Consider the following 20,577-nt stretch of genomic DNA (forward strand, 5'->3'; position numbering starts at 1 on the left):
GGCCAAAATCGCAGCTTCGGGCCGACTGGGCCTAGAAAGGGTCTGACGGCGTGTTGCGCGCCATGCTCAAAAGGACAGCGACGCTCCCCGCGAGAAAAAGCGGAAACAGAAACAAACTCACGATCCCGAAAATCCGGTGCGCGCCGCGTCGCTGATGATGAATGGTCCAGCTCTGGAGCGCCAGCAGCAACATCCAGGCGGTGGCCGTTACTCCATGAAGATAAAGTTCTGTCCGCGCGGTCCGCAAAACAGCGAAGTAGGTCGGCCAGAATGCCACGACTGTGGCGAGCACCATTGCCAGGACGAGATAATGGGCGCGGCGAAGCGGCATCCGATGATCCTGACAGACAGTAATTTCGCGGCGCCCCTTCCGTAGGGACCGCGTGGGTCCTTAGCAATTGCGCAATCCGCCGAGCGGCATTTCGTTGGCTGGAACCGGCAACGACTTCCTCGACGACCGAGCGCCCGGATTGGCTGCGAGCGCTGCCGATCACAGGTCAGGCATTGACGACGAAGTTCTGTAAGAAAGTGTGTCCCCCAATCGAAACCGTGACGGGCCCATTGATAAACTCGATCTGAGGCCTAGCTTTGGGATGCGTACCGGGCCCCTCTGGCGAGAATGTCTCGTGATGTCGGACGTATCGAACTCAGGGGCCGTCTCAATCATACTCCCTGAGCTCGATCCATTGTTTGGAAAGAGGAGTATGTTGTGATCTTGTCTTTGCTTGCCCTGGCAACCGCTTCCGTTGCGCCCTTTACTGATCAGGTTCATCGGACCAGCGTGGATCATCAAGGGAGATCCCTGGATGTGACCTATCGGGCCGATACCAAGGTATCTACCCGGCAGATCGGCATGTCCGCGGGAACCCGACCCACCACGGAACGCTGCCTCTGGACCGCCCGGGTGGCCGTCGTTCGCGATGTGGCAGGTACCAAGGGCGCATCTTTGAGCCATCGCCTGGATGCCGATCGAATGATCCGGGGCAGCCATTTTGGCAAATGCTCGGAGAATAGGGCGCAGGTTGCGTCATTAATTGCGCGTCGCAGTGATGAGGTGAAAGCTCATCTTGCGGAAGTTGCGCGAGAGGATGAACCTCGGTTGGCGAACGATATCAGCTCAGCCAAGCATTTCGCGGCCAATTAGACCCAGAGTTCATAGGTAGCAGGGGGCCCGGCGCGTGGGTCGCGTCGGGTCCACATCTGATGAAATGCGAGTTACACGCCGTCCGCTGGGCAGCGCGACCGCGGAGCGACATATTCTAAACGAGCCCGGTCGGCCTCAGCCCTTCAGGTGCTGCTCGACAGCGTCCGCGCCGTTTCCGACGGCCTTCACGGCCGCTTCCAGCGTTTCCTTGCTGACACCAAACTTGCCGGTCCAGTAATCGACCTCATAATCCTCTCCGAGCGAGATACGCGCCCGGTCCTGGGGCCCGCGAGCGTCCTTGTCGTCTGCCATTGCTCATCTCCTTCGTCGGTGGCCTAGGTCCGCAACGCCGGGGGGACGATGCGGTTGCCGCGATCGGTGAGACGCGGGGCGTCGCTCGGCGAGCCGAGTCCGCGGCGCGCTGGAACGAGTCCGCCGCTCACGCACTTTGGTCTCCATGAAGAACAACGGCCCTCCATCATGGCGCGCGTGAGCTCAGCGCCAGGGAAAGCGGCTTCAACCGGCCGCGCGCCGCCTTTCCGCCCTATGCAACTCGCAACGCTGGTCGACACCGTTCCCACCGGCAACCGCTGGCTGCACGAGATGAAGTATGACGGCTACCGTGTGCTGCTGAGCGTCGGCGGGGGCGAGGCCGTTGCCTATACCCGCTCGGGACTCGACTGGTCGGAGAAGTTTAGCGGACTGGTTGTCGACGCCCTGAAGCTGAAGGTCTCCTCCGCGCTCATCGACGGCGAGGCGGTCGTGCTCGATGCCGACGGCCGCTCGAGTTTCCAGGCTTTGCAAAACGCGCTCAAAGGGCCGCCGGCTTCGATCGATTATTTCGCGTTCGACCTGCTGGAGCTCGACGGCGAGGATCTAACCCAGCTGCCGCTCACCGAGCGCAAGGCGAAGCTCGCGAAGATCCTGCCCAAGGGCAAGTCGCGGTTGCGCTATTCGGATCACATTGCCGGCAATGGCGAGAAGTTGCTCAACCAGTTCTGCGCGGCGGGCCTTGAAGGGGTCATCTCGAAGCGGGCCGACGGCCGCTATGTCGGCTCGCGATCGGGCGGCTGGCTGAAGACCAAATGCATCAAGCGGCAGGAGTTCGTCGTGGTCGGCTGGACCCCTTCGGACAAGTCGCGGTTATTCCGATCGCTGATCCTGGGTGTCCACGAGGACGGCGTCCTGCGCTATGCCGGCAAGGTCGGCACCGGCTTCGATACCCAGGAGATTATCGACCTGATGGCGGTGATGGCGCCGCTCGAGCAGGAAGCGCCGGCCGTCAAGGCGCCGCGCGCAGAGGTGCGCGGCGCGCACTGGCTGCGGCCCAAGCTGGTCGCAGAAATCGCGTTTACCGAAATGACAAACGAAGGGACCCTCCGGCATCCGTCCTTTCTGGGCCTACGCGAAGACAAGAAGCCCGAGGCTGTGGTCGTCGAGACCGAGGCGCCGGTTGGGGCGGTGGCGGCCGAGACGTCGTCGATCAAGATCACCAACCGCGACCGTGTCATTTTTCCCGAGGGGAAGCTTACCAAGGGTCAACTGGCCGACTATTATTCGCAGGCCGCTCCGATCATGCTGCCCTGGATCGGGTCTCGGCCGATCAGCCTCGTGCGCTGCCCGCAAGGCCGGGCCAAGAAATGCTTCTTCCAGAAGCATGACGCGGGCAGTTTTGGCGACGCTGTCCGGCATGTCGCCATTCGCGAGAAGGACGGGCATGACGAGCCCTATCTCTATGTCGATACCGCGGACGGCCTGCTCACCTGCGTACAGATGGGCACGATCGAGTTCCATGGCTGGGGCGCCAGGATCGAGGATGTCGAGAAGGCCGACAGGCTGGTCTTCGATCTTGACCCCGACGAGGGTCTGGATTTCGAGAATGTGCGCAGCGCCGCCTTCCACTTTCGCGAGATCCTGCAGTCGATCGGGCTTGAGACCTTCCCGATGGTGACCGGCGGCAAGGGCGTCCATGTGATCGCGCCACTGGTCCCGCAAGCGGAGTGGCCGGAGGTGAAAGATTTTGCGCATCGGCTGGCCCAGGCGGTTGCCCAGAGCGACCCTGAGCATTTCACGGCCGCCCTGCCGAAAGCGCAGCGCAAGGGCCGCATCTTTGTCGACTATCTTCGCAACCAGCGCGGTGCGACGGCGGTCATGCCCTATGGGGTCCGCGCGCGCGAAAGCGCGCCGGTCGCCGTACCCATCACATGGAAGGAAATGGAGACGATCGACAAGCCCTCGCACTGGACCATTCGGGATGGCACCGAACTGGTGAAGCGGGCCGGCTCCAAGGCGCTCAGCGGTTGGGGCCGCGCCGACCAGACCCTGCCTGACCTGTGAAGATCGCCACCTATAATGTGAACGGCGTCAATGGCCGGCTGCCGGTGCTGCTGCGCTGGCTTGAGGAAGCGCAGCCTGATGTGGTCGTGCTCCAGGAATTGAAGGCGCCGCAGGAGAAGTTTCCGGAAAGTGCGATCCGCGATCTTGGCTTTGATGTCATCTGGCACGGCCAGAAGTCGTGGAACGGCGTTGCGCTGCTCAGCCGCGTCGGCGAAATCCACGAGACGCGGCGGGGGCTTCCGGGCGACCCCGACCCGAGCCAGAGCCGCTATATCGAGGCGGCGGTCAACGGCATCCTGATCGGCGGGCTTTATTTGCCCAACGGCAATCCGCGGCCCGGCCCCAAATTCGACTACAAGCTGCGCTGGTTCGACCGGCTGGTCGAGCACGCGGCTGGGTTGCTGGAGAGCGGACTGCCGGTGATGCTGGCGGGCGACTTCAATGTCATGCCGACCGATCTCGACGTCTACAAGCCGGAGCGCTGGCTCGACGACGCGCTGTTTGCACCCGAAATAAGGGCGGCCTATTTCCGGCTGCTGGATCAGGGCTGGACCGACGCGCTGCGCACGCTGCGCCCGGGCGAGGTCATCTACACCTTCTGGGACTATTTCCGGAACGCCTATGGCCGCAATGCGGGCCTGCGCATCGATCACCTGCTGCTCAGCCCCGCGCTTGCCGACCGACTGCTCGATGCTCAGGTCGATCGCCATGTGCGGGGCTGGGAAAAGACCAGCGACCATGCCCCGGTCTGGATCGAACTGGCCGACAAGCCAAAGCGCAAGCGAGTCCCCAAGGCGAAAATGTGATGGAGATCGAAAGCTTCCTGCTCGGCGAGAATGACTGGGTGCCGAACAATGCGCGGTTGCCGGTTGTCATCTATCGCGCCGCGCTGGACGGCGAGGGCGAAGACCTGGCCGGCCGGTTCGAGGCCTTGTTCGAGGACCATGGTTGGCCACCGGATTGGCGCGACGGCATATTCGACTATCACCACTATTCATTCGACCGCGCACGAGGTTGTGTTCGCAGGGAAGGCGAGCCTCGAGCTTGGCGGGCCAGACGGGCACGAGGTGTCCGTCGCAGCCGGCGATGCGCTCATGCTGCCGACCGGTACCGGCCACCGCGCGATTCATGCGAGCCAGGATTTCGAGGTTGTCGGCGCCTATCCGCGGGGACAGGGCTGGGACATCTGCCGCGAAGCGCCCGACGATGCGGCACGCGCGCGGATGGAGGCGCTTCCCGATCCGAAGCATGACCCCGTTACCGGCGAGACGGGGGCAAGGACTGGCGCCTGATCATGACAGGCGCATAGGAGGATCGAGTCTTGCTCTTGGACAGTGCGAACCAGAGTCCGGCCTGGGTGGGGAACGCGAACCCGTGCTGGACGCTTCAGCGGTTATGAAAACACAAGAGGATGGGCCGGCTGACACCGGCGAGGCAGGAACGATCGTCGATGCGCAGGAAGCCGCGGAAAATGCGAGTCTCGTCTACGTAACCGACGACAGCCCGGGAATCGTCCGCCAGCCCTACCGCGGCAAGTTTCGATATCGCGATGCCCGGGGCAACGTCGTGACGGACAAAAAAACTCTGAAGCGAATTGCTTCGCTCGCCATCCCCCCGGCCTATACCGATGTCTGGATCTGCCCCAAGGCAAACGGGCACATCCAGGCGACCGGCCGTGACGCAAAGGGCCGCAAGCAGTATCGTTACCACCCGCGTTTCCGCGAGGTACGCGACAGCACCAAGTACGAGCACATGCTGGACTTCGCAAAGGCCCTTCCTGGCGTGCGCGAGCGCATCGATGCCGATCTCAAGAAGCGCGGGCTACCGCGTGAGAAGGTCCTGGCCGCCGTCGTGCATCTGCTCGAGACCACGATGATCCGCATCGGCAACGCGGATTATGCCAAGCAGAACAAGAGTTATGGCCTCACGACCCTCCAGGACCGCCATGTCGCGATCGAGGGCGCTGAGCTCCGATTCAATTTCAAGGGCAAGAGCGGAAAGCAGTGGCGGCTGAAGCTGAAGGATCGGCGCATCGCGAAGATCGTCAAGGCCAGCCAGGATCTGCCCGGACAGCATCTGTTCCAATATGTGGGCGAAGACGGCGCGCAGTACGAAGTCACCTCGAACGATATCAACGCTTATCTTCGGGAGATCTCCGGGACGGACATCACCGCCAAGGATTTCCGCACCTGGAATGGCACGGTGCTCGCCGCCCTGGCGCTTTCCGAATATGAAAAGGTCGACAGCCAGGCTGCGGCGAAACGGAATGTCCGGACCGCAATCGAAGCCGTCGCTTCGCGGCTGGGCAATACGCCCACCGTGTGCCGCAAGTGCTACATTCATCCCGAAGTGTTCGAAAGCTACCTGAGCGACGAATTGGTCCTGGAGACACGGGACGCCGTCGAGAAAGAGCTGCGGGAAGACCTGTCCCGCCTCCGTCCGGAAGAAGCGGTCGTGCTGGCCTTCCTCCAGCGGCGGCTCGCCGAAAAGGCAAAGGTTCCGGCCCTGTAGCCATATGATGAATGGCAGGGCGATGGCCCGTCTCGATCTTTCCGTAAGCCCTGAAGGTCCCTCGCACAGATGCTCAGCGTCGGTTGCTTCAGCCGTTCACGATCGTGCCGCCATTGGGATGGAGGACTTGGCCCGACATGTAGCTGGAGTCCTCGCAGGCTAGGAACAGGAAGGCCGGAGCGACCTCATTGGGCTGTCCGGGCCGGCCCATCGGGGTGTTTTCGCCAAAATGCTCGAGCTTCTCCGGGCTGGCGCCTCCGCAAGGGTTGAGCGGGGTCCAGATCGGTCCCGGTGCCACCGCATTGACGCGAATGCGGTCACTGACGAGGTTCTCGGACAGCGAGCGGGTGAAGGCGGTGATGGCGCCCTTGGTTGAACTGTAGTCGAGCAGCTCCTTTGAACCCTGGTACATGGTGACCGAGGTGCAGTTGATGATGGCCGCGCCCTCCTTGAAATGCGGCCGCGCCGCCTGGACGAGGAAAAACATCCCGAAGATGTTGGTCTGGAACGTGCGCCGTAGCTGTTCCTCGGTAATGTCGGTGATGTCCTTGTCGGGATGCTGCTCGCCGGCATTGTTGACCAGGATGTCGATTTTGCCGAACGCGCTGAGCGTCTCGGCGACGATCCGCTCCGAAGTTTCCTTTTCTCCGATATCACCCCGAATGGTGATCGCCTGGCGGCCTTCGGCCTCGACGATGCGCTTCGTCTCGGCGGCGTCGTCATCTTCGCACAGATAAGCGATCGCGATGTCGGCGCCCTCCCGGGCATAGAGAGCCGCCACCGCCCGCCCGATCCCGCTGTCAGCACCGGTTATGATCGCGACCTTGCCAGCGAGGCGATCGGAACCCTTGTAGCGCGGTTGCCACTCTGGCCGCGGATCGAGACCGCTCTCGCGACCCGGAAGCGCATCTTCGTGAATCATCCCCTGGGTATCGCTCATGGACATCTCCTTCTCACAAGAGAACTCGCCCACCGCGGATCGGTTCTTCGCCTTGGCGACGAAGCGAAACATTAGGAACCCAGGCGCCGGCACAGGATGGAGGAAGCCACCGGCACGCCGACGCGGCGAGGAGCAGTCATCGCGAGAAATCATCCCGGGCAACGCCGTTCATAGTCGCGCGTTCTCGTCCCGTGCCTTCAAACAGGCGAGGAACCCATCCTGCCCGGACGCGTGTCGGGAAGGCAGATCAGCAGGAGATTATCGCATGACCGACATCGTCTTCGTCCACGGCATGTTCCAGAACCCCAAGAGCTGGGAGAACTGGATCCGTATGTTCAGCGACAAGGGGTACAATTGCCACGCCCCGGCCTGGCCGCTGCATGAAGGTGATCCGCGCTCGCTGCGCGACAATCCGCCGCCGGGTTTGGGCGAACTTCGCCTCAAGGATGTCATCGCATCTATCGAGGCTACGGTGCGTGGCCTCGACCGCCCGGTGATGATCGGCCATTCGGTGGGCGGTCTCATTACCCAGATCCTGTTGAGCCGGGGATTGCTCTCGGCCGGGGTGGCGATCGATTCCGTCGCGCCCAACGCCATGGTCGACTTTGACTGGGGCTTTCTCAAGAACAGCGCGATTATCGCCAATCCGCTGAAGGGTGACGAACCGATCTACATGGATGCCAAGACATTCCACGGCGCTTTCGCCAACAGTTTGAGCGAAGAGGAGGCAGCGCGCGCGTTCGAAGCGACAGCAACGCATGACAGCCGCAATATCCTGCGCGACTGTATGGGCGAGGATGGCCGGATCGATCTCGACGCGCCGCACGCGCCCTTGCTGATGATCGGCGGTGAGGAGGACGAGATCATCCCGGCGCATCTGACCGAGAAGAACCACAGCGCCTATAAGGATGAGGGGAGCGTTGCGGAGTTCGTGTCCTTTCCTGGCCGGAGCCACTTCATCTGCAACGAGCTCGGCTGGGAAGAGGTCGCGCAGACGGCGCTCCAGTTCATCGAGCGCAACGGCGTCCGTGCCGGATCTGGCGCCCGCAGTATTGAACCGATGTGATTTGCCGGGTGAGGGGCTGTCTGGTTGAGATCGGCCCTTGCATTGTCCGACGGTTGCGGAGGGCCGGGCGAGCCCTTCCGCCGATTATCAAGGACGCCCCTTGGTGCCTCTCAGGATAGCCGCGCGATCGTGACCATCCGGACGAGGTCGGACAAGGTCTTTGCCTGCATTTTCATCATGACATTGGCGCGGTAGACCTCGACCGTCCTCGCGCTGATCTCCAGGTCATAGGCGATCGCCTTGTTAGCCTGGCCCGCGACGAGGCCGTCCATGACCTCGCGCTCGCGCGGGCTGAGCGTGGCGATGCGGTCGAGGATGGCCTGCCTTTCCGCGGCGGAGGCGGCATCTCCCGCGGTGCGAGCCAGCGCGTTGCGGATCGCGCTCAGCATGACCTCGTCATCGAAAGGCTTTTCGATGAAGTCCGCCACGCCGGCTTTCATGGCCTGGATCGCCAGCGGGACGTCGGCGTGGCCGGTCACGACGATGACAGGGACTCCTGCGCCTCCGTGCTGCAGCTTTTCGGCCAGCTCGATGCCGGTCATCCCCGGCATGCGCACGTCGGTCACGAGGCAGGCGCCTGCGAGGGGCGGCGATGATTTGAGAAAAGCGTCTGCCGAAGCATAGGAGCGCACCCGTATCCCGGCTACATCGAGGAGAAATTCCAGTGAATGCCGGACGCTATCGTCGTCATCGATCACATAAACGATTGGGTCACTCGCCATCGCCTGGCCCTTCCTTGTCCTCCTTGGGCAGCGTGAAGCCGAACACGGCCCCGCCCCCTTCATGAGATTCTGCCCAGATGCGCCCGCCATGGGCCTCGACGATCGTGCGCGAGATCGACAGGCCTACACCCATGCCGGTGCGTTTCGTGGTGATGAATGGTTGAAACAGCCGGTCGGCCACATCGGCCGCGATGCCCGGGCCGGTATCGGCGACCGTCACCCGCGCCATGTCGGCGTCGGCCGGCGCGATGGCGATGGTCAACGCACGTGGCCCCGACCCATTCCCGGCCATGGCGTCGATGGCATTGCGAACGAGGTTGAGCACCACCTGCTGGATTTGCACCTTGTCCGCGAGCACGAGATCGATCTCTGGGCTGAAGTCATGCTGGACGCGTATCCCATGCTCCTTGGCGCCGACGAGCGCCAGCGCGCTCGCCTCCTCGACAAGCTTCGGCAGGCTTTCGACCGCTCGTTCGGTTTCGCCGCGCGCGACGAAATCGCGCAGCCGGCGGATGATTTCCCCGGCTCGCAGCGCCTCGGCGGCGGCGCGGCCGACCGCATCAATAACCCGGTCGTTGCGACCCTCATCGCGTTCGAGCAGCATCTTGCTGCCCTTGAGATAGTTGGCGATGGCGGAGAGGGGCTGGTTCAGTTCATGGGCGAGGGCCGAGGCCATTTCACCCAGGGCGGTCAGCCGCGAGACGTGAACGAGTTCGCTCTGCAGTTCCTGCAGCCTCGCCTCGGCATGCTGGCGCTCGGTGAGATCGCGGACGAAGCCGGTGAAGAACCGCTGCCCGTTGGCCTGCACTTCGCCGACGGCGAGTTCGAGCGGAAAGGTCGATCCGTCGCGACGTTCGCCTACGACGACGCGGCCCTTGCCGATGATGCGGCGCTCTCCCGTCTGGTAGTAGCGATCCAGATAGCCATCATGGGCTGCGCGGTAGGGCTCGGGCATCAGGAGCCGCACGTTGCGGCCCGCGATGTCCTGCGCCTTCCAGCCGAACATCCGTTCCGCCGCGGGGCTGAAGTCGCGAATGAGTCCCGCAGCATCGATCACCACCATGGCGTCGGGGACGGTGTCGAGGATCGAGCGCAGATGGGCTTCTCGGCTGGCGAGGCCGGCAGCGGCCTCGTCCGAAGCAAGTCGGGCTCGCTGAAACCACTCGCCCCCTAGCGCGATGGCGAGCCCGATCGCCACGAAGGCCACCGCGGCAATCACGCTGCCTTCCTCGATCGGGCCTGTCAGGTGGTCGCACCACAGGCCGGCGGCTGCGCCGGCCAGCGAAGCCATCGCGCCGACGCGAAGGCCTGACAGGGCGCTGGCGGCGACCACGCCCGGGACGAAGAAGATGAAGGTCGCGCGTGCGCCGAGCTGATCGGCAAACAGCAGCCGCACCGCGAGGCCGCCGGCGATCGCGAGCAGCGCGACGCCCAGGGCAGCGGGCAGGGCGAGCCGCGGCAGGAGCCGGCTTGCACCATCGCTGCGAGCCACCTCCGGTAAGTCCCTTAGGGGCGCTGCGGTAGGGACATCATCCAAATTTTCGTCCTTCCTTTCCCCGTCTACTTACGGCCCATCAGCGGCGCCCCGTCAATCGCGTCGCCATTGGAGACACGACAATGACTGCACCGTTCATCGATCTGGGCGTTCACCATAAGGCCAGCGGACTCTCCGACAAGGTCGCGCTCGGCTTCACCAAGGTCCTGCGCTGGTGCGCGGACACCTTTTTCGCCCAGCGCTACGGTCACCGGGCCGTCGTGCTCGAGACCGTCGCCGCGGTGCCCGGCATGGTCGGTGCGACGATCAACCACCTCGCCTGCCTGCGCCGCATGTGTGACGACAAGGGCTGGATCAAGACGCTCATGGACGAGGCCGAGAATGAGCGCATGCACCTCATGACCTTCATCGAGATTTCCAAGCCGACCTGGTTCGAGCGGGCCGTGATCATCGGCGTGCAATGGGTGTTCTATGTGTTCTTCTTTGCTCTCTATCTCTTGAGCGCCAAGACGGCCCACCGCGTCGTCGGCTATTTCGAGGAAGAGGCGGTGATCAGCTACACGCACTATCTCGCGGAAATCGACGAGGGCCGCAGCGCCAATGTGCCGGCGCCCGAGATTGCCAAGCGGTACTGGGGGCTGCCCGAGGAGGCCACCTTGCGCGACGTGGTGCTGGTCGTCCGCGCCGACGAGGCGCACCACCGCGACGTCAACCACGGCTTCGCCAATGAACTGGGCGGGTTGCCGGTTGGAGCCGTCGCGCAGTGCCCGCCCCACGCCGAGCTCGTCCCCAACTGGAAGAAGGCCGCCTGAGCCTCGGCCTGACTGCGGAAGGACATGACATGGTCTTGGATCGCCCGGTCCTGCTGTTCGAAAGCGATCAGCCCGTCCTGTCCTCCCTGCAGTTCGCCCTGAGCCTCGAGGGGTTCCTGCCCGCGGATGGCAATGTGCCGGATGCGGACCCCGCGACGGCCGAATGCCTCGTCATCGACCAGCGATATCGCGCCGATGGGATCGGCTTTCTGCAGGATCTGCGGGACAAGGGCGTTGTCGTACCGGCAATCCTGCTGGCGACCAATCCCTCGCGGGAACTCCGGCGACGGATGAAGCCGCTCGGAGCAGTCCTGATCGAAAAGCCGCTGCTCGGCAACGAGCTCACTGATGCCCTCCTGACCATCATCGCTTCCTCCAAGGCCGCCTGACATGTCTGCTTGCTCTATCGACGAAACCGTCATCGACCTGCTCGTGCCTGCCTTCTATGCCCGCGTCCGGGCGGATGGGTTGCTCGGGCCGATCTTCGAGAGTGCCATCGACGACTGGCCCCATCATCTGGCGAAGCTGAAGGATTTCTGGTCGTCGGTGATGCTGGCAAGCGGGCGCTACAAAGGCCAGCCGATGCCCGCCCATATCCGTCACGAAAGGGCGTTGAGTAATGAGGCCTTTGCCCGCTGGCTCGCGATCTGGCGAGAGACCACGGACGAACTTCTCGCGCCGGCCGTCGCCAGGGCGTTCCAGGAAAAGGCGGACCGTATCGCCCAAAGCCTTCAGCTAGGGATGCAGTTTTATCGCGAACGGAGCGCCGCATGACTGTCGCGATCCCAGCGAACGCCAAGTCCTACAAGCGCACCGCGACCTTTACCGAAACCACCATCCCGGCAGGCCTGCTGGGCGACCATTCGACCAAGGAGGGCACCTGGGGCCTCATCCGGGTAGAAAACGGCGCGCTTCGCTATGTGGTGACGGACGAGCGTCGGCCGCCTTCGGAGCGGATCCTCACCGCGGCCGGCGAGCCGGGCGTGGTCGAACCGACCATCCTGCACCATGTGGCGCCGGTGGGGCCGGTCCGCTTCCACGTCGAATTTCTAAGGATGGATTGATCGCCTGACCGGCACGTCCCCTCGTTCCCAACCTCGGTAGTTTATCAAGGAGTTCCCTGATGCGTACAGCCTCACCCGCCGCCATGGAGATCGTCAAGGCCACGGCCCCCGCTCTTGAGAAGCACGGCGTTGAGATCACCACGGCCATGTATGCCCGGCTGCTGCAGGATCCCGAGATCGCCGCCATGTTTGATCGGGCGGCGCAGGAAAGCGGGGAGCAGCCGCGCCGGCTCGCCGGCGCGATCCTGGCCTACGCAAGGAATATCGATAAGCTCCAGAACCTTGGGAGCGCCGTGCAGCGCATGGTCGCCCGGCACGTCGAGACCGGCGTCAGGCCCGAGCACTATCCCCATGTCGCGGCCGCTCTACTTCCGGCGATCCGTGAAGTTCTGGGCGCCGAAGTCGCCACGGACGACGTGCTGGCTGCCTGGGGCGAAGCCTACTGGATGCTTGCCGACATTCTCATCGCTGCCGAAACGCAGGCTTATGAAGAGGCCAGCGCCGCCTGATCGATAGCTTTGACACGGCCTATCCCGAGGTGACCGGCAGGAGAGCCTTACCACGTTGCGATATCGCGGGCCCTGGCCGCCGCTGTCGGACTCCTGCTGGTGATCCGGATCATACCAGCCAATAGGGCAAGCATCTCCCTATGGGGCCACCAGGGACCTTAAGGCCCGCTCGTGTCAGGTTCCGGAAGCGCCTTGCGTTTTCGTGAGGTCGACTGCGGGCAGGGCGTTCAATTGTTCCTTTGTCATCGTCGTCGAAAGGTCGGTGTCATTGCCCTTGCGAACGACCTGCAATCCGGCCACGGGAACGTGGACGAACTTGTCAGGATGGCTGTCCTCGATCTCGATCAGAAGCTGTGACACCGAGCCGTCCGCGCCGCGCACGAGCGACTTCACGTCTCCGAGTTCCACGCCGTTGCCGCCGACTAGGTCCGCTTCCAGCAATTGGACCTCGGTGAGACCGAGCGCGGCCGGAGTCGGGCCGGCGGCGGCCGCCGCCGCTTCGGCGTCGCGTTCGACCTTGTCCTCGGCGATATCACTGGGGGAATCGGCCCTGTTGCAACCTGTGATAAGGACAGCCGAGCAGGCCAGAGCGAACAAGGCGCGATTCATTAGTCTTCTCCGGATTTCAAACTGCCATCGCCATAGAAGGCGCTTGGGGCCTTACGGTTCCCTGATCCGCGGGCCGGCAACGCACCCATTCAGGCGGACGTAGGTGGATGTAAAAGGCGAAATGTTCTAGCTTCAGCAGCTTGGGGGGCGAACCGAAAGGAGCGTCGTGTGGCCGAGCCTGTTGCAGCCACGATCAGGAAGATCCTCGTGGCGACGGATCTTACCCCGCGATGCGATCGCGCCCTCGACCGCGCCGTCCAGTTGGCGAGGGAGAGCCAGGCCGAACTGGTGGCGGTTCATGTCATGGACGCGGCCGACCAGTCCGACTCGATGTTCGATCGGCGAGAGCGGTCCTGGCGGCGCGTGCCTGACCCCGCCGAACGGATGCGCTGGCGGTTGCAGCGCGACCTTGCCGAGGCGTTCGAAGGGATCAGGGTCATCGCGGCCCAGGGCGATCCGGCTGAACAGTTGGTTGCCCATGCACGCAGCGAAGCCTGCGATCTCATTGTGACAGGGGCGGCGAGCGCGATCGATGGGCCGGATCCTGTTCGGTAGCACCGTCAACCGCGTGGCTCGCGAGGTCGAGCAGCCGATCCTGGTCGTTCACGACCGCGCCTTCCGGCCTTATCGCGAGATCGTCGTGGCGACGGACTTTTCCGATGCGTCGATTGCGGGACTGCAGACTGCCTGGGACCTGTTTCCCCAAGCGGCATTTACGCTATTTCATGCCTATGACGTCCCCAGTGCCGCGCTCGCCGACGCGCGGCAGGACGGGCGCGCGCTTCTGACGATGCAAGAGGACATGATGGCGAAGGTTCGCGCCGATGACCGCCTCGACGCCCGTCTGGGCGGCAAGGTTTCGGTGGTGGCCGATTACGGCGCGCCCGAGGCCCTTCTCCCCGACTATGTAGAGGACCAGCGCGTCGATCTCACGGTCGTCGGCAGCCACGGACATGGCGCCCTGTTCGACGCGCTGATCGGCAGCACGGCCAAGCGTCTGGTCGAAGCGCTCGAGGGCGACCTTCTGATCGTGCGCCATTCTGCGGACGCGTGAGAAAAGGGCCGAGTCCATATTCGGCGGGGAGCCAGTCGCGCGCCGCCGTGTTTCACAGGAGGAAAGACCGTTCAGGCCGCTGCAGGGGATATGAGGGGGTGCAATCGGTTTTGATATCAACCAAGCGCGCCTGGCGCCCGGGACAGGTCATGATCCGACATCGGCGGCACCAGGGTCGCGCCTTGCGGGAAGGGGAGGGGTTGGTCTCGTGATCAAGCCGCACCTTCTCTACCTGGTGCTCGCCTTGCCGTTTCTCGCGAGCCTGGCCGCAGCCTTTCTACCCTCGGTGACCCGCAATCTGGCTTCGAGCTTGGCAGGGGTCGTCACCCTGCTGGCGATCGGGGCGCTCCTCAGCTTCTATCCGGCCGTATCGCAAGGGGACGTGGTGCGCATCGACCAGCCCTGGCTGCCGTCCCTCGGGCTCGATCTGGTCCTGCGTCTGGACGGCTTTACCTGGCTGTTCGCGCTGCTGGTTCTCGCGATCGGAGCCTTGGTCGTTCTCTATGCGCGCTATTACATGTCGCCGGACGATCCGGTGCCGCGCTTCTTCAGCTTTCTGATGGCCTTCATGGGCTCAATGCTGGGCATCGTGTTGTCGGGCAATCTCATCCAGACCATATTCTTCTGGGAGCTCACCAGCCTCTTTTCCTTTCTCCTCATCGGCTATTGGCATCACAACCAGAGCGCGCGCGACGGTGCGCGCATGGCGCTTATAGTGACGGCCACGGGCGGCGTCTGCCTGCTCCTGGGCTTTCTGCTTATCGGGCACATCGCCGGCAGCTATGATCTTGAGGTCGTCCTCTCCTCGGGCGGATTAATCCGCGCCCATCCCCTTTATCTTCCCGCGCTCGTGCTGGTGCTGATCGGCGCCTTTACGAAAAGCGCGCAGGTCCCGTTCCACTTCTGGCTGCCACATGCGATGGCGGCGCCCACCCCGGTCTCGGCCTATCTCCATTCCGCGACGATGGTGAAGGCCGGCATCTTCATACTCATCCTGCTCTGGCCGGTGCTGGCCGGCACGCAGGCCTGGTATCTGATCGTCGCGACCACAGGCCTTGCCACATTGCTGGTCGGGGCCTGGGCCGCGATCTTCCAGCATGATCTCAAGGGCCTGCTCGCCTATTCGACCATCAGCCATCTCGGGCTCATCACGCTGCTTCTGGGGCTCGGCAGTCCGCTCGCGGCTGTGGCGGCGATCTTCCACACCGTGAACCACGCGACCTTCAAGGCGTCGCTGTTCATGGCGGCAGGGATCATCGACCATGAAACGGGCACACGCGATCTGCGGCGGCTGAGCGGCCTCTTTCGCTGCATGCCGGTCACCGCGACGCTGGCAATGGTGGCGGCGGCGGCGATGGCCGGCGTGCCGCTGCTCAACGGCTTCCTGTCGAAGGAGATGTTCCTGGCCGAGGCGCTCGGGGCGCATAGCGGCACCTTGCTCGACAAGGCGCTGCCGGTGCTGGCGACGCTCGCCAGCATGTTCAGCGTGCTTTATTCGGTGCGCTTCATCCACCAGACCTTCTTTGGCCCGCCGCCCAGCGACCTGCCGCACCAGCCTGGCGAGGCGCCCCACTGGATGCGGCTGCCAATCGAGGTGCTTGTGCTGCTTTGCCTGGTCGTGGGCGTCGCGCCTGCCGCGACGATTGGCCCGCTGCTCGGTGACGCCGCTCGCGCCGTGCTGGGCGCGCGCACGCCGGCTTATGACCTTGCCGTCTGGCATGGCTTCACCTTGCCCCTGCTTATGAGCGGGATCGCACTGGCCGGCGGCCTCCTGCTCTACCGGGTCTTCGGACGGCGGCTCAACAGTGTCGAAGCCTCCCCTGTCATCGGCCATCTGAAAGGACACCGCCTGTTCGAGCGGACGCTGACCGGTCTTATTCAGGGTGCGCGGTCCGCCTATGGGGCGATCAGCTCGGGCCGGCTGCAGGTGCAACTGCGCCTCCTCATCGTGACCGCGCTCTGTGCCGGCGCCTTGCCGGTCTTCCTCCTGGGCTATAGCGCCGGGACCGCGCCGCGCACGCTTCTGAATCCCATATTCGCTCTGCTCTGGCTGATCGGCGGAGCCGCTGCGATCGGCGCGGCCAACCGCGCGAAGTTCCATCGTCTGGCGGCCCTCGTCATGGTCGGCGTCGCCGGGCTCATGACCTGCGTCAGCTTCATCTGGCTCTCGGCGCCGGATCTTGGACTCACACAGCTGCTGGTCGAGACCGTGACCCTGGTCCTTCTCCTGCTTGGGCTGCGTTGGCTTCCGCTGCGCCGTCCGGACGTCTGGCCGGGCGCGCAGACACCGCTCGCCGTTCGTCTGCGCCGCGGCGGCGACCTGCTGTTGGCAGGCATAGGGGGCGTCGGCATGGCGGCGCTATCCTATGCGACGATGACGCGCGCGCCGCCCGAAGGCGTCGGACGCTTTTTCCTGGAGCAGGCCTATCCCGGCGGCGGCGGCAAGAATGTGGTCAACGTCATCCTTGTCGATTTCCGCAGTTTCGACACCCTGGGCGAGATCACGGTGCTGTCGATCGTTGCTGTGACCATTTTCTCGCTGCTGCGCCGCTTCCGACCCGCTGCGGAAAGCGTCGAAGCGCCCGACCAGCAGAAGGTCCAGAATGCCTTCGACGACGCGGGCGCGGAGCGGGAGCGAGGCGACACGGCGCGCCACTATCTCATGGTCCCTCGGGTCCTCATGGAATGGCTGTTTCCGATAATCGTCACGTTCGCGCTCTATCTCCTGATGCGCGGCCACGACTGGCCGGGCGGCGGCTTCGCGGCGGGGGTGACCGCTTCCATCGCACTCATCATCCTTTATATGGCGGGTGGCACGCGCTGGGTGGAAGCGCGGCTCAATGTGCAGCCGCTGGTCTGGATCAGCGCGGGCCTGGTCTGTGCGGTAGCGACCGGCGCCGGAGCGCTCCTGTCCGGCGCGCCATTCCTCACCACCTATTTTCAGTATTTCGAGGTGCCGCTGACAGGCGCGGTGCCGGTGGCGAGCGCGCTGCTGTTCGACATTGGCGTGTTCATGGTGGTGGTGGGGACAACGGCGCTGATCCTGATCGCGCTTGCCCATCAATCGATCCGCGCGCCTCGGTCGCGTCCAGCGGCCGGGTCTTCGCCCGAGGATCCTGCCGAGGGTGAGAGTTGATGGAGGCGGTGCTGGCCCTTGCGATCGGCATCCTCGTCGCCAGCGGCCTGTGGCTGCTGTTTCGCCCGCGCACGTTCCAGGTGGTGCTCGGACTGTCGCTCCTCTCCTATGCGGTCAATCTCTTCATCCTGGCCGCAGGTCGGCTGCGAACCGACGCACCGCCGATCCTGGACGGCAAGGCCGTCGATCCGGCGCTTTATGTCGATCCCGTGCCCCAGGCCCTGGTGCTGACGGCTATCGTCATTTCGTTCGCCACGACGGCGCTGCTCCTGGTGGTGTTGCTTGCCGCGCGCGGCCTGACCGGAACCGACCACGTCGACGGCGAGGATGAAGAGCCATGAGCGCGGCCCCCCTCTGGCTCCAGCATCTGCCCGTCCTGCTCGTCGTCCTGCCGATCGTGGCCAGCGCGCTGCTGCTGGCGGTGGCCGAGCGGCGACGCAGGCTCAAGCGGGCGATCAGCCTCGTGACGGCTGTCACCATGGTCGCCGTCGCGGGGCTGCTGGTGCTGAGCTGCGATGGACAAGTGGGGGCGGCACCGGGGGGCCGCAGGTCTACCGTCTTGCCGACTGGCCGGCGCCCTTTGGCATCGTTCTGGTGGCGGACCGCCTTTCGGCCCTGATGGTCCTCCTGACCGATCTCTTGGGAGTGACGGCGCTGGTCTATGCGCTGGCGCGGTGGGACCGCTCGGGTCCGCGTTTCCATGCGCTGTTTCTGCTGCTGCTGGCTGGGATCAACGGCGCCTTCCTGACCGGCGACATCTTCAATCTCTTCGTATTCTTCGAGGTGCTGCTGGCCGCGTCCTATGGCTTGATCTTGCATGGCTCGGGGGAGGAGCGCACGCGGGCGAGCCTTCACTATATCACGATCAATATCGCGACATCGCTGCTGTTCCTGGTCGGGGTCGCGATGATCTACTCAGTGACAGGATCGCTCAACATGGCCGACATCGCGGTGAAGACCCCGCAGGTCGCGCGCGGGGATCTCATGCTGCTCGAGGCGGGCGCCGCGGTGCTGGGCGTTGCCTTTCTCGTCAAGTCGGGCATCTGGCCGCTCAACTTCTGGCTGCCGCGCACCTATGCGGCGGCGGCGCCGCCTGTCGCTGCGGTTTTCGCGATCATGACCAAGGTCGGGGTCTACATCATCCTGCGGCTCAGCTCTTTACTATTCGGCGAAGGGTCGGGCGCGGCGGTGGCTTTGCCGATCATGCGCTGGTTCTCCTGGGCTTCGCGACGATGCTGTTCGGAACTTTGGGCATTCTGGCGACCCGCCAGTTGACCCGGGTCGCGGGTCACTATGTGCTGGTGTCTTCAGGTACGCTGATCGCGGCGATCGGGCTGGGCGGTCAGGCGCTGGTGGCGGCGCTGCTCTTCTATCTGGTGAGCTCGACGCTCGCGGTGGGCGCGCTCTACCTGCTCATCGAACCGGTGGAGCGCAATGCCGACGAGGAGGATCTGATCGCGGGAATCGCCGAACCCGTATTCGACGACGAATATGTGGGCGCGGTCAGCGAGGAGACGGACGAGGTCGGGATTATAATACCGGGCACGATCGCGGTCCTGGGCGGCGCTTTCATCTTCTGCACGCTCCTTCTTGCCGGTCTGCCGCCTCTTTCCGGTTTCATCGCCAAGTTCGCGATCATTTCCACCCTGTTCGACCAGGACGCCATTTCCCCCTCCGCGTGGACGCTTGCCGGCCTGATCATCCTTTCGGGTCTCGCGACGCTGGTCGCCATGACCCGCGCCGGCATCGATCTTCTCTGGACGCCGGGCGAGGATGCGCCAGCCCGCCTGAGCGTGATCGAGGTTGTCCCGATCGGGCTGCTGCTGGCAATCTGCCTGTCCCTCATGGTCGCGGCGGGTCCGATTTACCGCTATGTCGAGACGACCGCCGGGGGGCTGGGTGCGCCACGTGCCTATATCGAGGCGGTGATGGGATCTCACGCGGGCGCGCCGCGATGATCGGGCGTCTCTTCCCCTATCCGCTTCTGGCGGCGGCAGTTTGTCTCCTGTGGATCCTTCTGAGCGGCGTCTCTGCGGGGCAATGCCTTCTGGCTGCAGCGGCGGCGCTGCTCGTGCCGCAGGTGATGCGGCCTCTCGGGCCAGCGTCGGCCCAGATCCGGTGGGGGAGGGCGGTGCCGCGCCTCGTCGGCCTGGTGCTGCTCGATATCCTGCGCTCCAATCTGGCGGTCGCGCGCATCGTTCTGTTCGGTTCGCGGCGGCGGCGGTCGGGGTTCATTGAAGTGCCGCTCGAACTGCGTAATCCCTATGCGCTTACCACTCTGGCGGTCATCATCACGGCGACGCCCGGCACCATCTGGCTTCAGCATGACCCCGATCGGCAGACAGTCCTCATCCATGTCCTCGACCTGAAGGACGAGGCGGACTGGATCGCGCTCATCAAGGGCCGCTATGAGCGCCTCCTGAAGGAGATTTTCGTTTGAGCCACCTCCTCCTGGGCCTGGCGATCACTGCAGCCCAAATCCTTCTGGGCCTGGCCATGGCCTGCGCAAGCTTCCGGATTCTACGTGGACCGCGCGCGCAGGACCGGGTGCTGGGCCTCGACGCGCTTTATCTGGCCGCAATGCTGCTCTTGCTTACATACGGCATCCAGACCGGACGCACCCTGTTCTTCGAGGCCGCGTTCATTATCGCCTTGCTGGGCTTTGCGGGAACCGTGGCATTGGCGAAATTTCTGATGCGCGGCGAGGTGATCGAATGATCCAGGCGCCTGACCTTCCGCCCTGGGCGGCCTTGATCGTGGGTATCTGCCTGCTGCTCGGCGCGAGTGTCACGCTTATCGGCACGGTCGGCCTCGTGCGGATGAAGACCTTTTATGAGCGCCTCCATCCGCCGACGCTCGGCCCGACGCTGGGCACGGCCTTCATCCTCATGGCGTCCATCACCTGTTTTTCCGCGATGCAGTCCAGGCCCGTTGTGCATGAGATCCTCATTGCGGTGTTCGTGACTTTGACGACGCCGCTGACCCTCATGCTGCTGGCCCGTGCCGCCCTCTATCGTGACCGGCTGGCAGGCGACATGTCCGTGCCGGGCGACGATCACAACGGGCCATCTTCGCCCGCTGTCACGCGGGATGCACAGGGATCGCCTCCTCCAAACTGAGATCGGTCGGCTTTGCAGCGAAGCAGCAACACTGGGCGCCGGATGTCTGGAAGGCTCGT

23 protein-coding genes and 2 pseudogenes are annotated in these 20,577 nt (G+C 64.2%); 19 read left to right on the forward strand and 6 right to left on the reverse strand.

Annotated elements, in window-relative coordinates; translation table 11 throughout:
* Positions 1-31: 31 nt before the first annotated feature.
* Positions 32-331, reverse strand: coding sequence for a hypothetical protein (locus CJD35_RS18030; RefSeq protein ID WP_095687317.1), 300 nt, complete (start codon positions 329-331; stop codon positions 32-34).
* A gap of 378 nt (positions 332-709) precedes the next feature.
* Between CJD35_RS18030 and CJD35_RS18035 the strand changes: the two genes are divergently transcribed.
* Entirely contained in the window at positions 710-1,144 is a 435-nt protein-coding gene (locus CJD35_RS18035; protein ID WP_244917330.1) for a hypothetical protein, read from the forward strand.
* A gap of 135 nt (positions 1,145-1,279) precedes the next feature.
* On the opposite strand, the gene CJD35_RS18040 is transcribed toward CJD35_RS18035, so the two are convergent.
* Positions 1,280-1,456: a DUF3606 domain-containing protein gene (locus tag CJD35_RS18040; RefSeq protein WP_095687318.1), complete on the reverse strand. Its 177-nt coding sequence runs from the start codon at positions 1,454-1,456 to the stop codon at positions 1,280-1,282.
* Positions 1,457-1,504: 48 nt separating this feature from the next.
* On the opposite strand from CJD35_RS18040, the gene ligD reads away from it, so the two are divergent.
* The 4 genes and pseudogenes from ligD to CJD35_RS18060 all read left to right on the forward strand — a co-directional run bounded on the left by ligD (position 1,505) and on the right by CJD35_RS18060 (position 5,992).
* Positions 1,505-3,481, forward strand: a complete 1,977-nt coding sequence (gene ligD / locus CJD35_RS18045; RefSeq protein ID WP_095687319.1) for a DNA ligase D — start codon at positions 1,505-1,507, stop codon at positions 3,479-3,481.
* Positions 3,478-4,287, forward strand: a complete 810-nt coding sequence (gene xth, locus CJD35_RS18050) for an exodeoxyribonuclease III (RefSeq protein ID WP_095687320.1) — start codon at positions 3,478-3,480, stop codon at positions 4,285-4,287. Before ligD ends, xth begins: the two co-directional genes overlap by 4 nt.
* A pseudogene (locus CJD35_RS18055) lies at positions 4,287-4,773 on the forward strand (cupin). Before xth ends, CJD35_RS18055 begins: the two are co-directional and overlap by 1 nt.
* Positions 4,774-4,876: 103 nt before the next feature.
* Entirely contained in the window at positions 4,877-5,992 is a 1,116-nt protein-coding gene (locus CJD35_RS18060) for a DNA topoisomerase IB (RefSeq protein ID WP_095687321.1), read from the forward strand.
* Between the two features lie 88 nt (positions 5,993-6,080).
* Here the strand turns inward: CJD35_RS18060 and CJD35_RS18065 are convergent, their stop codons facing one another.
* Positions 6,081-6,932, reverse strand: coding sequence for a glucose 1-dehydrogenase (locus CJD35_RS18065; protein ID WP_095687482.1), 852 nt, complete (start codon positions 6,930-6,932; stop codon positions 6,081-6,083).
* Between the two features lie 265 nt (positions 6,933-7,197).
* Between CJD35_RS18065 and CJD35_RS18070 the strand changes: the two genes are divergently transcribed.
* Positions 7,198-7,998 carry an alpha/beta hydrolase gene (locus CJD35_RS18070; RefSeq protein WP_095687322.1) on the forward strand — a complete coding sequence of 267 codons (801 nt, stop codon included), beginning with the start codon at positions 7,198-7,200 and terminating at the stop codon, positions 7,996-7,998.
* Between the two features lie 110 nt (positions 7,999-8,108).
* On the opposite strand, the gene fixJ is transcribed toward CJD35_RS18070, so the two are convergent.
* A complete protein-coding gene (gene fixJ / locus CJD35_RS18075; protein ID WP_095687323.1) occupies positions 8,109-8,720 on the reverse strand; it encodes a response regulator FixJ in 612 nt (203 codons plus the stop codon).
* A complete protein-coding gene (locus tag CJD35_RS18080) occupies positions 8,710-10,212 on the reverse strand; it encodes a sensor histidine kinase (protein ID WP_095687324.1) in 1,503 nt (500 codons plus the stop codon). Before CJD35_RS18080 ends, fixJ begins: the two co-directional genes overlap by 11 nt.
* 125 nt (positions 10,213-10,337) lie before the next feature.
* Between CJD35_RS18080 and CJD35_RS18085 the strand changes: the two genes are divergently transcribed.
* From CJD35_RS18085 to CJD35_RS18105, 5 genes are read left to right on the forward strand one after another with little or no spacing between them, the layout of a single operon-like run.
* Positions 10,338-11,027, forward strand: coding sequence for an alternative oxidase (locus CJD35_RS18085; protein WP_008831954.1), 690 nt, complete (start codon positions 10,338-10,340; stop codon positions 11,025-11,027).
* A gap of 29 nt (positions 11,028-11,056) precedes the next feature.
* Positions 11,057-11,416, forward strand: a complete 360-nt coding sequence (locus tag CJD35_RS18090; protein WP_036529359.1) for a response regulator — start codon at positions 11,057-11,059, stop codon at positions 11,414-11,416.
* A 1-nt stretch (position 11,417) separates the two neighbouring features.
* A complete protein-coding gene (locus CJD35_RS18095; protein WP_095687325.1) occupies positions 11,418-11,801 on the forward strand; it encodes a group III truncated hemoglobin in 384 nt (127 codons plus the stop codon).
* A complete protein-coding gene (locus CJD35_RS18100; protein WP_095687326.1) occupies positions 11,798-12,091 on the forward strand; it encodes a TehB family protein in 294 nt (97 codons plus the stop codon). Before CJD35_RS18095 ends, CJD35_RS18100 begins: the two co-directional genes overlap by 4 nt.
* A gap of 59 nt (positions 12,092-12,150) precedes the next feature.
* Positions 12,151-12,600, forward strand: coding sequence for a globin domain-containing protein (locus tag CJD35_RS18105; protein WP_036529351.1), 450 nt, complete (start codon positions 12,151-12,153; stop codon positions 12,598-12,600).
* Positions 12,601-12,774: 174 nt separating this feature from the next.
* Here CJD35_RS18105 and CJD35_RS18110 read toward each other — a convergent pair whose 3' ends face one another.
* Positions 12,775-13,209, reverse strand: a complete 435-nt coding sequence (locus tag CJD35_RS18110; RefSeq protein WP_095687327.1) for a hypothetical protein — start codon at positions 13,207-13,209, stop codon at positions 12,775-12,777.
* Between the two features lie 168 nt (positions 13,210-13,377).
* Between CJD35_RS18110 and CJD35_RS18115 the strand changes: the two genes are divergently transcribed.
* The 8 genes and pseudogenes from CJD35_RS18115 to mnhG all read left to right on the forward strand — a co-directional run bounded on the left by CJD35_RS18115 (position 13,378) and on the right by mnhG (position 20,518).
* A complete protein-coding gene (locus CJD35_RS18115; RefSeq protein ID WP_157742338.1) occupies positions 13,378-13,764 on the forward strand; it encodes a universal stress protein in 387 nt (128 codons plus the stop codon).
* Positions 13,742-14,263, forward strand: coding sequence for a universal stress protein (locus tag CJD35_RS18120; RefSeq protein WP_095687329.1), 522 nt, complete (start codon positions 13,742-13,744; stop codon positions 14,261-14,263). Before CJD35_RS18115 ends, CJD35_RS18120 begins: the two co-directional genes overlap by 23 nt.
* 208 nt (positions 14,264-14,471) lie before the next feature.
* Complete coding sequence (locus CJD35_RS18125) at positions 14,472-17,399, forward strand: monovalent cation/H+ antiporter subunit A (protein WP_095687330.1); 2,928 nt, start codon at positions 14,472-14,474, stop codon at positions 17,397-17,399.
* The gene (locus CJD35_RS18130) at positions 17,399-17,740 is read left to right on the forward strand and encodes a Na+/H+ antiporter subunit C (protein WP_095687331.1); all 342 of its coding nucleotides are present in this window, start codon (positions 17,399-17,401) and stop codon (positions 17,738-17,740) included. Before CJD35_RS18125 ends, CJD35_RS18130 begins: the two co-directional genes overlap by 1 nt.
* A pseudogene (locus tag CJD35_RS18135) lies at positions 17,737-19,357 on the forward strand (monovalent cation/H+ antiporter subunit D). Before CJD35_RS18130 ends, CJD35_RS18135 begins: the two are co-directional and overlap by 4 nt.
* The gene (locus tag CJD35_RS18140; RefSeq protein WP_313326596.1) at positions 19,354-19,839 is read left to right on the forward strand and encodes a Na+/H+ antiporter subunit E; all 486 of its coding nucleotides are present in this window, start codon (positions 19,354-19,356) and stop codon (positions 19,837-19,839) included. The pseudogene CJD35_RS18135 and the gene CJD35_RS18140 overlap by 4 nt, the downstream one beginning before the upstream one ends.
* Positions 19,836-20,117, forward strand: coding sequence for a K+/H+ antiporter subunit F (locus CJD35_RS18145; protein ID WP_036529339.1), 282 nt, complete (start codon positions 19,836-19,838; stop codon positions 20,115-20,117). The genes CJD35_RS18140 and CJD35_RS18145 overlap by 4 nt, the downstream gene beginning before the upstream one ends.
* Complete coding sequence (gene mnhG / locus CJD35_RS18150; protein ID WP_174703670.1) at positions 20,114-20,518, forward strand: monovalent cation/H(+) antiporter subunit G; 405 nt, start codon at positions 20,114-20,116, stop codon at positions 20,516-20,518. Before CJD35_RS18145 ends, mnhG begins: the two co-directional genes overlap by 4 nt.
* Positions 20,519-20,577: the final 59 nt, after the last annotated feature.

The organism is Sphingobium xenophagum (genome assembly GCF_002288285.1).
GTDB classification, from domain to species: Bacteria; Pseudomonadota; Alphaproteobacteria; order Sphingomonadales; family Sphingomonadaceae; genus Sphingobium; species Sphingobium xenophagum.